This window comes from Pseudomonas sp. BF-R-01, assembly GCF_019946615.1.
Taxonomy (GTDB): Bacteria; Pseudomonadota; Gammaproteobacteria; order Pseudomonadales; family Pseudomonadaceae; genus Aquipseudomonas; species Aquipseudomonas migulae.
On the sequence record NZ_JAGYFX010000002.1, the window covers coordinates 169,531 to 185,926 of the forward strand.

Annotated in this window: 14 protein-coding genes; 6 read left to right on the forward strand and 8 right to left on the reverse strand. The window is 58.7% G+C overall.

Annotation, left to right across the window (positions count from 1 at the left end; all coding sequences use genetic code 11):
• Window positions 1-76: 76 nt before the first annotated feature.
• Genes KGB27_RS02280 through KGB27_RS02290 form a run of 3 tightly spaced genes read right to left on the reverse strand, consistent with a single transcriptional unit; the run spans window position 77 to window position 3,384 of the window.
• The gene (locus KGB27_RS02280; RefSeq protein WP_223552976.1) at window positions 77-1,042 is read right to left on the reverse strand and encodes an HlyD family secretion protein; all 966 of its coding nucleotides are present in this window, start codon (window positions 1,040-1,042) and stop codon (window positions 77-79) included.
• Window positions 1,043-1,046: 4 nt separating this feature from the next.
• Window positions 1,047-1,247 carry a DUF1656 domain-containing protein gene (locus KGB27_RS02285; RefSeq protein WP_008026537.1) on the reverse strand — a complete coding sequence of 67 codons (201 nt, stop codon included), beginning with the start codon at window positions 1,245-1,247 and terminating at the stop codon, window positions 1,047-1,049.
• Window positions 1,237-3,384 carry an FUSC family protein gene (locus tag KGB27_RS02290; RefSeq protein ID WP_223552978.1) on the reverse strand — a complete coding sequence of 716 codons (2,148 nt, stop codon included), beginning with the start codon at window positions 3,382-3,384 and terminating at the stop codon, window positions 1,237-1,239. The genes KGB27_RS02285 and KGB27_RS02290 overlap by 11 nt, the downstream gene beginning before the upstream one ends.
• Window positions 3,385-3,563: 179 nt before the next feature.
• On the opposite strand from KGB27_RS02290, the gene KGB27_RS02295 reads away from it, so the two are divergent.
• Complete coding sequence (locus KGB27_RS02295) at window positions 3,564-4,619, forward strand: tetratricopeptide repeat protein (RefSeq protein WP_223451559.1); 1,056 nt, start codon at window positions 3,564-3,566, stop codon at window positions 4,617-4,619.
• 181 nt (window positions 4,620-4,800) lie between these two features.
• Here KGB27_RS02295 and KGB27_RS02300 read toward each other — a convergent pair whose 3' ends face one another.
• The 5 genes from KGB27_RS02300 to KGB27_RS02320 form a co-directional block, all read right to left on the reverse strand.
• Window positions 4,801-5,178 (reverse strand): response regulator, encoded by a 378-nt coding sequence (locus KGB27_RS02300; protein WP_008026542.1) that lies wholly within the window; start codon window positions 5,176-5,178, stop codon window positions 4,801-4,803.
• Window positions 5,179-5,255: 77 nt separating this feature from the next.
• Window positions 5,256-6,437 carry a hybrid sensor histidine kinase/response regulator gene (locus tag KGB27_RS02305; protein ID WP_192227134.1) on the reverse strand — a complete coding sequence of 394 codons (1,182 nt, stop codon included), beginning with the start codon at window positions 6,435-6,437 and terminating at the stop codon, window positions 5,256-5,258.
• A complete protein-coding gene (locus tag KGB27_RS02310) occupies window positions 6,431-7,024 on the reverse strand; it encodes a chemotaxis protein CheB (protein ID WP_223552981.1) in 594 nt (197 codons plus the stop codon). Before KGB27_RS02310 ends, KGB27_RS02305 begins: the two co-directional genes overlap by 7 nt.
• Window positions 7,021-7,854: a CheR family methyltransferase gene (locus KGB27_RS02315; protein ID WP_008044275.1), complete on the reverse strand. Its 834-nt coding sequence runs from the start codon at window positions 7,852-7,854 to the stop codon at window positions 7,021-7,023. Before KGB27_RS02315 ends, KGB27_RS02310 begins: the two co-directional genes overlap by 4 nt.
• Window positions 7,854-11,345, reverse strand: coding sequence for a response regulator (locus KGB27_RS02320; protein ID WP_223552989.1), 3,492 nt, complete (start codon window positions 11,343-11,345; stop codon window positions 7,854-7,856). The genes KGB27_RS02315 and KGB27_RS02320 overlap by 1 nt, the downstream gene beginning before the upstream one ends.
• Before the next feature lie 262 nt (window positions 11,346-11,607).
• Between KGB27_RS02320 and KGB27_RS02325 the strand changes: the two genes are divergently transcribed.
• From KGB27_RS02325 to KGB27_RS02345, 5 genes are all read left to right on the forward strand, one after another.
• Entirely contained in the window at window positions 11,608-11,973 is a 366-nt protein-coding gene (locus KGB27_RS02325) for a response regulator (protein WP_223552993.1), read from the forward strand.
• A gap of 91 nt (window positions 11,974-12,064) precedes the next feature.
• Window positions 12,065-13,366, forward strand: coding sequence for a glycosyltransferase (locus KGB27_RS02330; protein ID WP_223552994.1), 1,302 nt, complete (start codon window positions 12,065-12,067; stop codon window positions 13,364-13,366).
• A gap of 50 nt (window positions 13,367-13,416) precedes the next feature.
• Window positions 13,417-14,310: a phospholipase gene (locus KGB27_RS02335; RefSeq protein ID WP_223552996.1), complete on the forward strand. Its 894-nt coding sequence runs from the start codon at window positions 13,417-13,419 to the stop codon at window positions 14,308-14,310.
• Window positions 14,311-14,429: 119 nt separating this feature from the next.
• Entirely contained in the window at window positions 14,430-15,305 is an 876-nt protein-coding gene (locus tag KGB27_RS02340) for a phospholipase (RefSeq protein WP_223552998.1), read from the forward strand.
• Between the two features lie 95 nt (window positions 15,306-15,400).
• Window positions 15,401-16,306: an AraC family transcriptional regulator gene (locus KGB27_RS02345; protein ID WP_008026553.1), complete on the forward strand. Its 906-nt coding sequence runs from the start codon at window positions 15,401-15,403 to the stop codon at window positions 16,304-16,306.
• Window positions 16,307-16,396: the final 90 nt, after the last annotated feature.

Here is a 16,396-nt window from a genome sequence, read left to right on the forward strand (position 1 = left end):
GCGATGACGGCCGCACATTCAACATGAGTGGTGACTGATCCACCGCTATCGCGGGCAAGCCCGCTCCCACAAGGGATTAGCGGTGATCTTGAGAATTGCGGGTTTCCTGCACTGTCACGGTGGCCGTTGTCCCCGCCCTCAGTTTGTCCTTGCCGGCATAGTCGGGGTCAATCCTGATCCGCACCGGCACCCGTTGCGCCAGTTTGACCCAGGTGTAACTGGGGTTGATGTTGGCCAGCAGACGGCCGCCGGGCAGGTTCTCGCGGTCGGCGATGGCGAAGGCAATGCTCTGCACCTTGCCGCCGAAGGTTTCGCCGCTCATCAACTCGATCCTGACCCGATCCCCCTCCCCGATTCTCGGCAGTTTGGTTTCTTCGAAATAACCGCTGACATAAAACGAATCGCTGTCCACCAACGCCAACAATGCGCCCCCGGCCGCGGCATAGTCGCCCTGTCGGGTCAGCAGGTTGGTGACGTAGCCGCTGACGGGCGCTTCGACCCGGGTACGCTGCAGATCCAGTTCCGCCTGGGTCAAGGCCGCGACAGCCAATTGCACATTGGCCTGCGCCAGCCCCAGGTTGGCCTGGTTACGCAGCAACTCGGCCTGTGCTACCGCCACCTCTGTGCTGGACTTTTCCCATTCTTCGCCCGAAATCGCGAAGCGTTGCTTGAGTGTTCGCCGACGGCGCTCTTCACTCTGACGCTGGCGCAGCAGCGCTTCGCTGGCGACAATCGTTGCTTCGGATTGGCCGAGAGTGGCCTTCGAAACCTCCACCGAACGCTTGGCATGCTCCACTGCGAGGATGTAGCGAGCCGGGTCGATCTCCAGCAGTAACTGGCCCTTGTCGACATGCTGATTGTCCTGAACCCTCAGCGCGACAATCCGACCCGATACATCGGCGGACAAGGTCACCACATCAGCCCGCACCCGTGCATCGCGAGTCCAGGGGGCGCGGGTGTAATGCTCCCAGGCGAACCAGCCGAGCACAAAGGCCAGCAGCACCACCGCCACCGTTGTGAGCCGGGCAAGGATCTTCTTCAAGGCATCAGGCTCCCATCACCAGAATCAGCGTCGCGCAAACGCAGGCGTACAACGCACCTTCGAACAAGGCTTCGTGCCAGACGAACCGCAATACACCGAGGCGGCGCAAGGTCCAGTCCAGTAGCAGGAAAATCGGCAAGGCCAGCAACAGCGCCTGCGCGATCGGCGGCAAATAGACGCCGCCTACTTCCAGGTCAATGGGCAAGGATGGGGTCTCCTTCCTGTTCGGCGGGTTGAAACCAGGCGCGGTATCGCTCCAAAAACGACACCACAATCAATAGCGCCACGCGCATCCTGAACACCGACCACAGGTGTTCATGAACGTCCAGATGCAAGTCGTCCATTTCATCACCCAGGACATGCAGGTTCTCCAGCAACCGTTCAAGGTCGATCCCGACGCGCCCGGCAATCAATCGCCCTGTTTCGCGGACCGCCGCCAGCAAACGGTTCAATTGATCGGTACTGAGCAACGTGTTGTCTTGCGCCTGTTGCCTGAGCTGATTCAACGCCACGCCCAGTGCCATGCACCCGAGGCTGACTTCAAACAGGTCTCTGGAATGCTTGTCACTGATCGCCGGCAACAACCCCAACATCATGGTCAGGCGGTCGACCATGCGGCTTTCAAACGCAAATTGTTGCTCGTCGGTGGCCGGGGTCTTCAGCAAAGCGTAGACCTGCTGGCAGTTCTCATTGAACAGCCGACGCATCCGCAAGACGGGTCGGAACGGGAAGATCAAGGCATAGACACTGAGTGCAAGTGCGGTGGCACTGATGTAGGCGCCGGCAAACTCGAACCACTGAATCGCGGTGTTTTGCCCGACGCCGACGTTTTGCGGGCCCAGCAACAGCATCGTCGTCAATCCGAGGCCGATGCCGGTGCCCGTGGTTGGCGGGCTCGACAGCCCCACCGCGACGGCATACAGCAACGGAGCGAGCAGCAAGGCCAGCAGCTCGAAGCCATTGATCATCGGAATCAGCAAAAACAGGTAAAGCGCCGACACCACCAACGACAGACCCAACCCCCTGGCAAAGCTTTGGCTGGCCAGTAATGGCCGAGGGAAAGTCGCCATCAGCGAACAGAGAATCCCCACCACAATCATCCCGCCCCGAGCCCCGTCCCAACCGGTCTCGATCCAGATGAACCCGGCCACCACCAATGCAGTAAAGGCGCGGATTGCGTTCATTGCCGCCAGCGTATAGTCCAGATGCAACGGATTTTCCTGGCCGCGGAATACGCTACTGGCCGCCCGCTCTTCCTGGATTGCGTCACTCAGTTCCAACATCTGTCCCAGTTGCTCCAGCATCCGGGCCTGCTCCCAACGCAGTGCCCAGGCCAGGGAACGCAACGTGGCAGGCATCGTCTCGGTGAGTTGTTCAGCCTTGTAGGCTTGATCATCGAAACGCTGTTGCAGCGCCGCGAAATGGTGCCGCGCCTCGCTCGACAGCGAGCGCCCTTGCAGGGCCAGTTGATCGAGGAAGGCCAGCTCTTCGGCGCGCAAACGCTGGATTTCCTCGGGCAATGCCCCTTGCCAACGCTCGGTCAGCAGTTCTCGCTGGTGACGCAGCGCCGTCAGACGCGAGGTCAGCAACACGAGCTGATTACCCAGTAGCTGTACGAGACCATTGGCGCTGCGTAACCGTGGCGCGTCGAAATACAAATGCCGGCGCACGCCTTCGAGCGCGCTGATTTCCCCCAACAGTTGCATCTGCCGACGGTGAAAGTCAGCCTCGCTTTCTTCGGTGCGAATGACCGCAGCGGCATGGGTTGCCAGCAGCTTGATGACTTGATCGATTTTGGCGAAATAGTCCCGGGCCACGGTTTCCGGGCGCGCGGTGAGCAGGCTGACCACACACACGCAGGCCACCGCCAACAAGGTTTCGGTGACGCGGGTCACGGCCAACAGGAACGTGCCGTCCTGATCAGGTACTGCCAGCAGTGCCACGACCACCGCCGTGTAGCCGCTCAGGACAAATGCCTGGGAACTGGTGTAGCGCAACAAGGTGCCGCCGGCGGTACACAACGCCAGCCACAAGGCCAGGGTCACGATGAAAGGCAACGGCGCCTGGGGGAAAATGGCCATGATCACCACCGCGACGACGGCCCCGAGTGTGGTGCCGATGACCTGACCGAAACTGCGGGCCAGGGCCATTCCGCCCAATGGTTGACTGACGATGACCACCGCCATGATCGACCACTTGGGTTGGTCGAGGTCGAACAGGAACGCCAGGTACAGCGTCAACAGCCCGGCCGCAATGGTTCTCAAGGCGAACAACACCACCCCTGGGCCAGGGTTGAGTATTGCCTTGAAGTATTGAAGCAGCGGTTGCATGGGAGCGCTCATCGGGTCATCTCCAGCAAGCGTAGTCACTGCTTCGGCGGCTCGACAGGGTTTCAGTGTCGACAGCACTTGTAGGAAAAATACTGACTATTCGCCGCGCAATGGCCTCAGGGTTTGACTCACAGCCCGGCCTGACCGAAGCTGGCAACCTTGCAAAAGCTTGCCTGCTACCGGATTCCTGCATGCCCCAGTCCCGCCGTTACCTGATCATCAGCCTCTGTGTCCTGTTTGCCATCGGCCTTGCGTGGCTGTTGCTGCGCAGCACAACGCCCGTGGTGCCGGAGGCGATCAAGCGCGGTTTCAGCGAAGCGCTGGCCCAGGCGCGGGCCGGGCAACCGGGCGCAGCGCGGGTTTTGTACCAGCAATTGGGGCGCCCTGACATTTCGCCCAAACGCCGTGTCTGGCTGCATGCCGAACTGCCCAATTATCCCAGCCCGCTCGCCCTGAAACTGGCAGACGCAGACCTGCAACACCCGGCGGCCGAGGTGCGCATCGCTGCGATCAAGAGCATCAGCGGTTTAGTCCCCAGCGGGCAGCGCAGCCTGCTGTTGGGCCCGTTGCTCGATGACAGCGAACAAAGCGTGCGGTTTACCGCCGTGAACGCATTGCTTGGACTGTCGCCGGACGACCTTGGTTTGTACTTTGGGCCGTTGCAACAGGCGATCGACGCGTGGGAGCAAGTGCTCACGAGTGCGCCCGACAGCGCGGACAACCAGTACCAGCTGGCCCGGCTGCATCTGCACAACGGCGAATTCAAGGCGGCGCAACAGGCGCTGGAGAACACCTTGCGCCTTGCGCCTGACAATCTGCCGGCACTGGTGATGCAGATCGAGGTGCTGGACAAACAGGGCCAAGGCGAAGCCGCCCGGCTGCTATTGGCCAAACAGTTGAAGGCTCAACCCGATTCTGCCTACCTGCAACATGCCTTGGGGCTCTGGTTGCTGCATCACGGGCAAAGTGAGTTCGCCCTGCTCGGCCTGTCCAAAGCCGTGGAGCTGGAACCGGACAACAAGGATTACCGCTACGACCTCGCCACCACGCTACACGGCGAACAAGAGCTGGAAGCGGCGCAGAAACAGTTGCAGGAAATCGTCCAGCGCCATCCGGCCGACCGCAAGGCACGGGTGTTGTTGATCAACTACTGGAAAGAAAGCGGGCAACTGCAAAACGTGCAGATTCTGTTGGCACAACTCGAACAGCTCAATCCCGACGATCCGGCCCTGCAGCAAGGGCTTTAAATCATCGCTGATCTTGCGGTCGCCATCGCCAGCAAGCTGGCTCCTACAGGATCGGGGCAACACGACGCAGCATTGTAGGAGCGAGGCTCGCCCGCGAAGAACGATAACGCGCAGTGTCAGAACTTACGCCATCGCCAGCAAGCCGGCTCCTACAGGTCTGGGACAACCTGTCGAGCCATGCTCAGGACAGCATGTCCTGCATTATTTCCTGCAACACATCCAGATCAAACGGCTTACCCAGAATCGGCGCCGTGCGCGTGATCGGACTGTCGGTCTCGCGGATTTCCTGCGGGTAGCCGCTGATGAAAATCACCTTGAGCTCCGGTCGCAGTTTCACGGCGGGTTCGGCGATCTGCACGCCGGAGATCCCGCCCGGCAGTCGGAAGTCGGTGATCATCATGTCCAGATGCGGCTTGCTCGCCAGAATCTCGAAGGCCTGCTCGCCGTTTTCGGCCTGCAAAACCCGGTAACCCTCACCCGACAGGTAGGCCGACAGCACCATCAGGATGGAGGGGTCATCTTCGACGATCAGTACGACATCTTGTGCATCTTCACTCATGGGTAGCCTTTGTTCGGTCAATAGCTGCTGATACGACCGTGAGGTCGATCAGAGGTTGCGTTTAAATGGCTGTTTTCCTACAGCGGCAGACAAACGCGAAACAAGGCGCCTTCGCCAATCCGGCTCTCGACGGTAATGGTACCGCCATGGGCGGTCACAATCTGTTCTGAAATAAACAACCCCAGGCCCAGCCCGGCGACGGCGTGTTTGGCCGAAACCCGTTCGAACTGCTGGAAAATACGCTTCTGGTTTTCTTCACCAATGCCGATCCCCTGATCGCGTACGTCCACCCGCGCCTGACCGCTCTCACTGTACACCTTCACGGTGATCGGGCTCTTCGCGCCGTATCGCAAGGCGTTGGTCAGCAGGTTGGAAATCACCTGTTCTATACGAAATTCGTCCCAATTGCCCTCCACAGGATGCTCGGCGTCCAGGGTGACCGAGGATTCGGCGGCATCGATCTGTGGGGCGAAATTTTGTAACAAGTTGCGCACCAGCGCCGACAGATCGAAGCGTGTCGGTCGGATCGACAGCTTCCCAGTGCGAATGCGCGACACATCGAGCATGTCTTCGATCAGGCGAATCAGGCTTTTGATCTGCCGCTCGTCGCGGTCGACCATCGCGTGCATCTTTTCCAGGGTGAACGCTGCGGCGTTGTCGCGCGCCAGGTGCATCTTGCGCAGCTGGGTTTCGAGGATCAGGCCGTTGAGCGGCGTACGCACTTCGTGGGCGACGATGGACATGAAGTCATCGCGCATGCGCACCGCCTGCTCCAGTTCCTGCTGGGTGCTCTGCAACTGTTTAAGCAGCGCTTCCTGCTCGCGGCGGCTCTGCTCCAGCGCTTCGACCTGTTGTTTCATGGCCTTGCTCTGGCGGAACAGATCGACGAACACGTTGACCTTGCTCTTGACCGCGTGGATATCCAGCGGCTTGTGCAGGAAGTCCACGGCGCCGCTTTCGTAGCCCTTGAACGCATAGTTCAGCTCACGGCCGGCGGCACTGACAAACACAATCGGGATGTTCTTGGTTTTTTCCGTGCCGCGCATCAACTCGGCCAGTTCGAAGCCATTCATGCCAGGCATCTGCACGTCGAGAATGGCCATGGCGAATTCGTGTTGCAGCAGCAGCGACAAGGCTTCGTCGGCGGACAAGGCTTTGTAGACGATGCGGTCTTCGCGTTTGATCAGCGCTTCGAGCGCCAACAGGTTCTCCGGCAGATCGTCGACAATCAGCAGTTTGGCTTGGATGTTACTTAGCATGCTATTCGTTCCAGCTCGACAAGCAGACGGCCGATGCCGTTGATAGGGAGAACATGGTCTGGCTGGTGAACATCCAGCGCCGCCAGGGGCATGGTCGCGACTTGGGCTTCTTTCGGATCCTGGACGATGGTCAGACCACCACGCTGTTTGACTTCGGCCAGACCGCTGGCGCCATCGCGGTTGGCGCCGGTCAACAGCACGGCGGCCAGGGCGGGACCGTAGGCATCCGCCGCCGACGAGAACAGAAAGTCGATGGCGGGCCGCGAATAATGCACGCGGTCTTCCAGGCTCAGGGAAAAGCTGCGGTCCTGTTCCACCGACAAGTGATAGCCCGGCGTGGCGAAATACAGCGTGCCCGCTTCAATCAGCGTCTTGTCATGCGCCTCGACAACGCGCATGGCGACTCTTCGGGAAAACACGTCGGCGAGATGGCTGCGACGCTCGTCCGGCAGGTGCAGCACCACGATGATCGGCAGCACGAAGCCTTCGCGCAGAGGGCTGAGGATGCTCAGCAACGCCTCCACGCCACCGGCCGAAGCCCCGATCACGATAGCCTCCACAGAAGGCAATTTCGCTGCACTGTTCATGATTTACGGTAGATCCGTTCTTGTTTGACCAACGGCTCGAACTGGTTGCCGAAGGCCGAAAAATCCGGGGTTTCCTTGCTGCCGAGCACCAGAAAACCGCGATGACAAAGGGATTCGTGGAACAACCCGAACGCCCTGTCCTGAAGTTTTTTATTGAAATAAATCAAAACATTACGGCACGAAATTAACTGAGTTTCCGAGAAGACACTATCGGTCGCCAGGCTGTGGTCGGCGAAGGTCACGTTCTCACACAAACTCTTGTCGAAAATCGCGTAGCCATACGCCGCCGTGTAGTAGTCGGCGAATGAACGCTGGCCACCTGCCTGCTGGTAGTTATGAGTGTAGGCCCGGACATTCTCCATGGAGAAAATCCCCTGCTTGGCCTTGTCCAGCGAGCGCGGATTGATGTCGGTGGCATAGATGATGGTGCGATCGAGCAAACCTTCCTCGCGCAGCAGAATCGCCATCGAGTACACCTCTTCTCCGGTGCTGCAACCGGCGATCCAGATCTTGATCGAGGGGTAGGTCTTGAGCAGCGGCACCACTTCCTGGCGAATGGCAAGGAAGTGCGAAGGGTCGCGGAACATCTCGCTGACCGGGATCGTCAGCAATTGCAGCAACTGCATGAACGCGGTTGGATCGTGCAGCACCTTTTCCTGCAGCGCCGAAATGGTCGCGCACTCGAACTGGCTCAACGCATGCTGGACGCGGCGTTTGATCGACGCGCCGGAATAATCACGAAAGTCGTAGCTGTATTTGAGGTAGATCGCCTCGATCAACAACCGCAATTCGATTTCGCTACTTCGCTCCACTGAATAATTGCGTTCCACTAAATGCGTTCCATCTTCGGTAACCACACGCGAATCAGCGAGAACAGGCGATCCAGGTCGATGGGCTTGGCCAGGTAATCGTTGGAGCCGGCCTGCAGGCAGCGCTCCTGATCGTCCTTCATGGCCTTGGCCGTCACCGCAATGATCGGCAGCTTGCGCCAGCGCGGGTCCTGACGGATCAGGCTCGTCGCCTCGAAACCGTCCATCTCCGGCATCATCACGTCCATCAACACCAGATCGATGTCCTCCACTTCATTCAGGGTTTCAATCGCCTCACGACCGTTCCGGCCAATGACCACGATTGCGCCCTTTTGCTCCAGCGCGCTGGTGAGGGCGAAGATGTTGCGCACATCGTCGTCCACCAACAGCACTTTGCGACCCTCGAAGACCTTGTCGCGGCTGCGCGCGGTCTTGAGCATCGTTTGCCGTTCATGGGACAACCGCGATTCGACTTTGTGCAAAAAGAGTGTGACCTCATCCAGCAGACGCTCCGGCGAGCGTGCACCCTTGATGATGATCGAGCGCGAATACTTGCGCAGTTCGGTCTCTTCGTCGCGAGTGAGGTTGCGCCCGGTGTAGACGATCACCGGCGGGAACGAACAGATGTCCTCGGTGGACATGCGCTTGAGCAGATCATTGCCCAACATGTCCGGCAGTTTCAGGTCGATGATCATGCAGTCGAACACTGTGGTGCGCAGCAGGTCCAGTGCATCCTGCGCGAGGCCGACCGCAGTGATCTCAATGTCATCGTCGCCGATCAACCGGGCAATGCTGTCGCGCTGCAAGTCATCGTCTTCCACCAACAGCACGCGTTTGACCTTCTGGGTCAGCTTGGCTTCGAGGCGGGCAAACACGTCCTTGAGTTCTTCACGGGTGGTCGGCTTGACCGCGTAACCAATGGCGCCCATGTGCATCGCGGCTTCGACCCGGTCTTCGACCGAGATGACGTGCACCGGGATGTGTCGGGTTTCCGCGTGTTCCTTCAGGCGCTGCAACACGGTCAGGCCAGAGTGGTCCGGCAGGCGCATGTCCAGCAGGATGGCGTCGGGAATGTATTCCTTCGCCAGGTCATAACCTTCGTCGGCGCCGTGGGCCACCAGGCACTGATAACCCAGTTCGTGGGCCAGATCGTAGAGGATGTGCGCGAAGTTTGACTCATCTTCCACCACCAGAATGCAGCGAGTGGTGAAAGGAGCCTTGCCTCGATCGTCGTCGAAACGCGGGATATCGACTTCGGCGATCAGCGGCACCAGGGCAGGTGCCGGTGCTCTCGGCGTCAGCGCAACCGGTGAGGCCTGCATCGGCTCGACCGGCGTCTCGCCCGGTTCAACGTATTGCTGCGGCAAGACCAGGGTGAACACACTGCCCTGCCCCGGTTCGCTGGTGACACTGATGGAACCGCCGAGCAATGCCGCCAGATCACGGGAAATCGACAGGCCCAGCCCGGTGCCGCCGTAACGGCGATTGGTGGTGCCGTCGGCCTGGCGGAACGCTTCGAAAATGCTTTCCTGCTGCTCTTGTGCGATACCGATCCCGGAATCGCGGACGATAAAGGCAATGCCGTCGCCGGGCTGGCTGGCGACGGTCAGGCTGACCGTGCCTTTCTCGGTGAATTTCACCGCGTTGGACAGCAGATTCTTCACCACCTGCTCCAGACGCTGGCGGTCGGTGAAAATCATCATCGGTGCGCCGGGCTGCACATCGACCTGGAAATCCAGCTGCTTGTCCGTCGCCAGTGGCTGGAACATCCCGCGCAAACCGTCCACCAGGCGGGCGACGCTGGTGTTTTCCGGACGCATATCCAGCTTGCCGGCCTCGACCTTGGAGATGTCGAGAATGTCGTTGATCAAGTTCAGCAAATCATTACCGGCCGAATAGATCGACTCGGCGAATTTGACCTGTTCGGCGCTGAGGTTTTCCTGCGGGTTTTCCGCCAGCAACTTGGCCAGGATCAACGAACTGTTCAGCGGCGTGCGCAATTCGTGGGACATGTTGGCGAGGAATTCGGACTTGTACTTGCTAGAGCGCTGCAACTCTTCGGCGCGCTCTTCGAGCTGGGCCTGGGCCTGATTGAGTTCGGTGTTCTTCAGGTCCATGGCATCGCGTTGCTCGGCCAGAGTCAGGGCTTGTTCGGCAAGTTGTTCGTTGGTCTGCTCCAGCTCGACCTGCTGGGTTTCCAGATGCGCCTGGGACTCCTTGAGAACCCTTGATTGCTCTTCAAGCTCTTCGTTGGCGGTCTTGAGTTCTTCTTGCTGAACTTGCAGTTCTTCGTTGAGTTGCTGGGTTTCGGCCAGCACTTCCTGCAAGCGTTGACGATAGCGCGCGGCCTCGATGGAAGTGCCGATGTTGCCGGCAATCAGTTCGAGCAGTTCGATGTCGCGGTCGTTCAACGGGCGCAGGAAGCCGAGTTCGATGACCCCGTTGACCCGATCGTCATCGCTGGTCGGCACCACCAGCACGCTGTGCGGCAAGCCTTCACCAAGGCCGGAACTGACCTTGAAATAGTTGCTTGGCACGTTGTCGAGGCGTATCAGCTTCGCCTGTTGCGCCACTTGCCCGACAATCCCTTCGTCGCTGTAAATCTGTTGTTCAAGGGCTTCCTGCTCACGGGAAAAACCGTAAGAGGCAATGCGCTTGAGGCCGCCATGCTCCTCACGTACATAAATAGCCGCCACCGCCGTGCCGAGGTATTGCGCGCAAAACTGCAGAATGTTGCGCCCCAGCAGATTGAGCGACAGTTGCCCCAGCACTTGCTCGGCCAGCTCGGTCTGGCCATTGCGCAGCCAGGCTTGCTGTTCCAGACGATGGGCACTGGCCTGCTGCGCGGCCAGGTTGGCGCTGTAGCTTTGCGAAAGGTTGAGCAGATCCCGACGGCCAATGTAGGCGAGCAACCCGCTGATGCCGACAATGAACAGCAGATAAAGGCTGATGCTCCAGATCGTGCTGCGGCGCACTTCTTCGTTACGCGTGGCGCGTAACTGCTGCTCCATGTCGATCACGTCTTCGAATTGCTTGCGGATTTCATCAGTCAGGCGTTTGCCGCGCCCGGCCTTGATGGCGCTGCGGTAGTCACCGCCCGCATGCTGCAAGTCGATCATGTTCTGCGCGTAAGTCGCCCATTCATCCTGCAGGGCCTGGAGCCGTTGCAGGCGGTCGGTTTGCACCGGGTTGTCCGCCGTCAGTTCAAGCAAGGTCTTGACCGCTACCGCGACTCTCGGCTTGGCGGTTTCGTAGGGTTCAAGAAATCTCTCGTCGCCACTGAGCAGGAAACCGCGCATGCCGGTCTCCAGATCGACGGTCAGCTTGACCGCTTCATTGGCGTTATTGATCACCCGGTCGGTGTGCTGGACCCACTGGATCACCGACAGCAGATAGGTGATCAGCGAGACAAAGAACACCGCACTGAGCACACCGACACCCAACGGCAGGCTGACGTTGCGGCTCAGGAGTTTACGAAATCGTTGCTCGTCAACCGAAGACGCAGTGGTCATGGGAGGGCCTTGTCGAACTGTTGGAATCCAGGGAGTCTGCCTCAAATCTGCCGCATTGATCCAATTTTCTGACGTGATTGTGCGCTAAATCCTACATTCAACTGCCCCAGCGCAAAGGAGCGGTTATCCTTGTCCGCCCTGGTACGGCTATTCTTTTTCCAGTGGGGTCGGGAACTTGTCGGGGTCCGTTACTTACTCATGCTAGAGCCCGGCGTTTTTGATCGGCCGGTCACTGCGAATTCAACTGTTGAGAACCCCCAATATGTCCGCTGAACAATCCATCATCCTGGTCGTTGAAGACGACGACATTGTGCGCATGCTGATCGTCGATGTGCTGGAGGAGCTGGAATTCAAGGTTCTGGAGGCGAACGGATGCGAGCAGGCGCTGGAATTTCTCAATGATGAAGATCAATACATCGATCTGATGATGACCGACGTCGGTTTGCCGGTCATGGATGGCCGCGAACTGGCCACGCAGGCGCGCATGGTTCGCCCGGAACTGCCCGTCCTGTTTGCCAGCGGCTACGCAGAAAATATTGAGGTGCCCGCCGGAATGCATGTGATCGGCAAACCGTTTTCCATTGATCAATTGCGCGACAAGGTCAAAGGCATTCTCGGTAATGCCTAGCCGTCGTTGAGCGGGCTGAGGAATCGTCCTCGGCTGTGGTTTAATTGCGCCCCGCTTTTATTCCCCTGCCCGCTTCAAGGAATCTCCCTGCATGAGTCTGCCCCGCGCCACCAAAGTCCTGGTTATCGGCTACGTCTGGCCCGAGCCACGCTCCTCCGCGGCGGGTGGGTATGTGATGCAACTGCTCGGGACGTTTCTGCAACAAGGCTGGGACGTGACCTTCAGCAGCCCCGCCGGTGCTGGCGAACATCAGGAAGACCTGACGGCGCTGGGCATTCGTGAAGTGCCGATCGAACTGAACAACAGCAGTTTCGATGTGTTTGTCCGCGAACTGGCGCCGGACATCGTGCTGTTCGAGCAATTCATGATGGAAGAACAGTTCGGCTGGCGTGTCGAGAAGCACTGCCCCGATGCCTTGCGCGTGCTCGGAACGCAGGATTTGCAAAGCCTGCGCCATGCCCGGCATCAACGGCTCAAGGACCGGTTGAAGGCCAGCGACGACGACAATGACTTCAGCGGGCTGTTCGCACCGGCCTTGCGTGAAGAGTTCGAACTGATGGCCGACACCGACCTGGCGAAACGGGAAATCGCTGCGTTGTATCGCTGCGACTTGAACCTGATGATTTCCGAAACGGAAATCGAGTTGCTGGTCGAGCAGTTCAAGGTGCCACGCAGCCTGCTGCACTGGTGCCCGTTGATGGTCGATCCACCGAGCGCGCCGCTGGCGGGTTTTGAGGAGCGCGCGGACTTCCTTAGTATCGGCAACTTCCGTCACGCGCCCAACTGGGATGCGGTGCTCTGGATGAAAACCACCATTTGGCCACTGATTCGCGAGCAATTGCCCACCGCTCGCTTGCTCATCTACGGGGCCTACACGCCACCCAAGGCGACCGCGCTGCACAATGCGGCGCAAGGTTTCCATGTAATGAACTGGGCAGAAGATGCGTTGCAAGTGATGTCGGCCGCTCGCGTATGCCTGGCGCCGTTGCGTTTCGGTGCGGGCATCAAGGGCAAAATCGTCGATGCGATGATTTGCGGTACACCGAATGTCACCACGCCGATCGGTGCCGAAGCCATGTATGGCCAAGGCCCCTGGCCGGGCGCCGTGACCCGCACGGCACGCGAGTTTGCCGATTGCGCGGTGCAACTCTATAAAGACCAGGCCCAATGGTCGAACGCCCAGGCTGTTGGCCTGGAACTGCTGGCCGAACGTTATCAGCTGCACACCCACGGCCCGGCGTTGATTGCAAAACTAGAGTATTGCCAACAGCACTTGCGGACACTAAGACGGGACAACTTTACCGGCAGCATGCTGCGCCACCACCAACATAAAAGCACTCAATACATGGCGCAATGGATTGAAGCGAAAAACAGAACTAAAGATGACACTTGATCGTTAGAATCGTCTCCTCTGACGATTAACCTACTGTGCAAGGACGCACGATGAATAACGATCTAACAGCAACTAAGCTTAACTTCCTCTACAACAACCAATCATTTACCACCCATCGCTGGATGACCCAACTTCCGGTCATTGATTCACTCTCGCTTGCGGAACTGGTTTTACCTGGCGCGCATAATGCCGGCGTGGACAAAAAGGCCTCGTATGCGGCACCGGGCATCAGTCACTGGGCCGCTTGCCAGACCCATACGTTCTACTATCAATTGACCCAAGGCGCCCGCGCGCTCGATGTCAGGCTGGAGTATGAAATCGGTCGCAATGGCGTCGGAACCTTCTGGTGCCAGCACAACGGTTTTCGCTCCTCCCGCTCCCTGGAAGACCTGATCACGAGCGTGATCCGGTTTCTGCAGGAAAACCCCGATGAGTTCATCGTGCTGGATTTTCATCAGTTGAATGCAGGCAACCAGGCCTTTGACCATCGGGAGTTCAACCGCCTGCTGATGACTCATTTGGGTGACCGGATAATTCCTTACAGGAATGCAGGCCTGACACTCGGTCAATTGAAACGGGCCAGTCATGCCCGGCGTGTGCTGGTTGCCGCCGAATATCACCCGAGCTTCGATGCCACCTTGTTTTGCCGGTACATTCCGCACGAATGGAGCGGAATCGGGACGACCAGCATCAGTGAGCTGAACGCGCATATCTCGCAGGTCATGCGATACCCGCCAACCAGCGACATGCCATGGTCGCTCTCCGCCACCAGTTACCACGCCGTGGGCGGTCCGGTGAACATCGGCGAGCAGCTTGATCAATGGTTTGACCCGGCCGTCAGCGAGTGGATTCTAAGGTGCAGCATTATCAACGCGGACTTTTTTGAAACATCGAATCTGGTCAGCCATTGCCGGATGGCCAATCTGATCAAAGCCAACGCCTGACACTATTAATTTGTGCAGATGTTTCCGTCACTGGCAATGCTGGAACGCACCCCTATGCTTGAAACTACATATATCCACTTCATCCCACGGATGGGCTGAAGCCACTATCAGGAATGACAATGACCCAATCTTTACAAGGTACGTTCGACAAAAAGAAATGGATGAGTAATGTGCTCGACGTCGACCGCCTGAAGTTGACCGACTTGATCTGGCCAGGCACTCACAACAGCGGCATGGACAAAAAAGCCCCTAACTATGATGTTGTCATTGGTAACTGGACCACGTGCCAAAACGACTCATTTGCGTGGCAACTGGCCAATGGTGCACGGGCATTTGATATCCGACTTGGTTACACCGAGGGGCGCGATCAATCGATCTTCTACTTTCATCACAATGGCTTTCAGTCTCATCGTGTCCTTGATGAGCTGATCGACGCGACAACCGCGTTTCTTGATCAAAACCCGGACGAGTTCATCGTCTTCGACTTCCACCAAATGGGCGACGGTGCCAAGCGTTTTGACCACAAGAAACTCAATGACCTGCTGGTGAGTCGACTCGGGCACCGAGTCATACCGTCCTACGACGCGTCGAAAACGGTGGGCCAACTCAAACGCATGAGCACCCGCCGCAGGCTGGTGCTGGCAGCGCACGTTGTGCGGGGGCTGGACGATGATTACTTCTGGCCGCGCATCCCGCACAAATGGAGCGGCGAAACCTTCACCGACACGGCGGAACTGGAACGCCACATTGCCAACGAGCTGCAAGACGCACCGTTCGAGAGCTTTCTCTGGTCGTTGTCGGCCACCAGCTACGGTTTTCTGGGCGGGCCTCAGGACATCAAGAACCAGATCAACGCCTGGTTCAACCCGACCCGGGACTGGGTGACGCGATGCAGCATTGTCAGCACCGACTTTTTCGATGAGTCAGACATCGTGCGTTACTGCTGGAGCGCGTCGAGCATGAAGGCGGTTTATGGCAGCGCCCTGCATCCGTAACCGGGCGCATGACGTCGGTCGACATGCCCCAGGCTGGCAATGTCGGCCGGTAAAGAGGCATGATCAGGGCGCAATAACAATAAAAGCGCCCTGATATGACCCGGACTGCCAGAGTCACCGATCCTTCCTACGAACTGATGGACGACCATAACGGGTTGTCGATCATCTATCGCCAGCACGGTTTCCCCTGCCCCTTGGTGCGCTGGCATTTTCACAAGGAATACGAACTGCACCTGATCGTCGCCAGCTCCGGCAAGGTGTTCATTGGCGACTACATCGGCAACTTCTATCCGGAAACTCTCTTCCTCACCGGCCCCAACCTGCCCCACAACTGGATCAGCCAGGTCGCCGAGGACGAAGTGGTGCCCAAGCGGGACATGCTGGTCAACTTCACCGACGAGCTGTTCGAGAGCGGCCACCAGGTGTTTGCCGAACTCAAGACACTGGCGCCCTTGCTGGAGCGCGCGCAGTACGGCATCGAGTTTCGCTGCAAGCACACCATCCGCCAGGCGATGACCTTGATGCAGCGGATCGCCGACACCAAAGGCATGACCCGCCTCGGGCACTTTTTCATTTTGCTGGAGTTGCTCGCAGCCACCGACGACTACCAACTGCTGTCCGGTGCCACAACGCCGCAACTGGCGGATGAACACAATATCGATCGCACCAACCGCGCGGTGGATTACATCTTTGCCCACTACGCCCGTGAACTGCCGCTGGAGGAAGTCGCCGAGCACCTGGGCATGAAGCCGACCTATTTCAGTCGCGTGTTCAAACAAGCCACCGGGCGCTGCTTCATCGAGTTCGTCAACCGGCTGCGCATCAGCAAATCCTGTGAACTGCTGGCCGACGGCGACAAGCCGGTGACCGATGTGTGTTTCGAGTCGGGCTTCAACAATATCTCCAATTTCAATCGGCGTTTTCAGCAGTTGAAAGGCATGACGCCGTCGCACTATCGGCGGTTGGCGGTGCAGCGGTTGACTGAGCAAAACCTGGGTTAATCCATTCGCGTCATGCGTTGATTTCCAGATCGCCTTCGCGGGCAAGCCTCGCTCCTACAGGAATTGCGCACCCCCCTGTAGGAGCGAGGC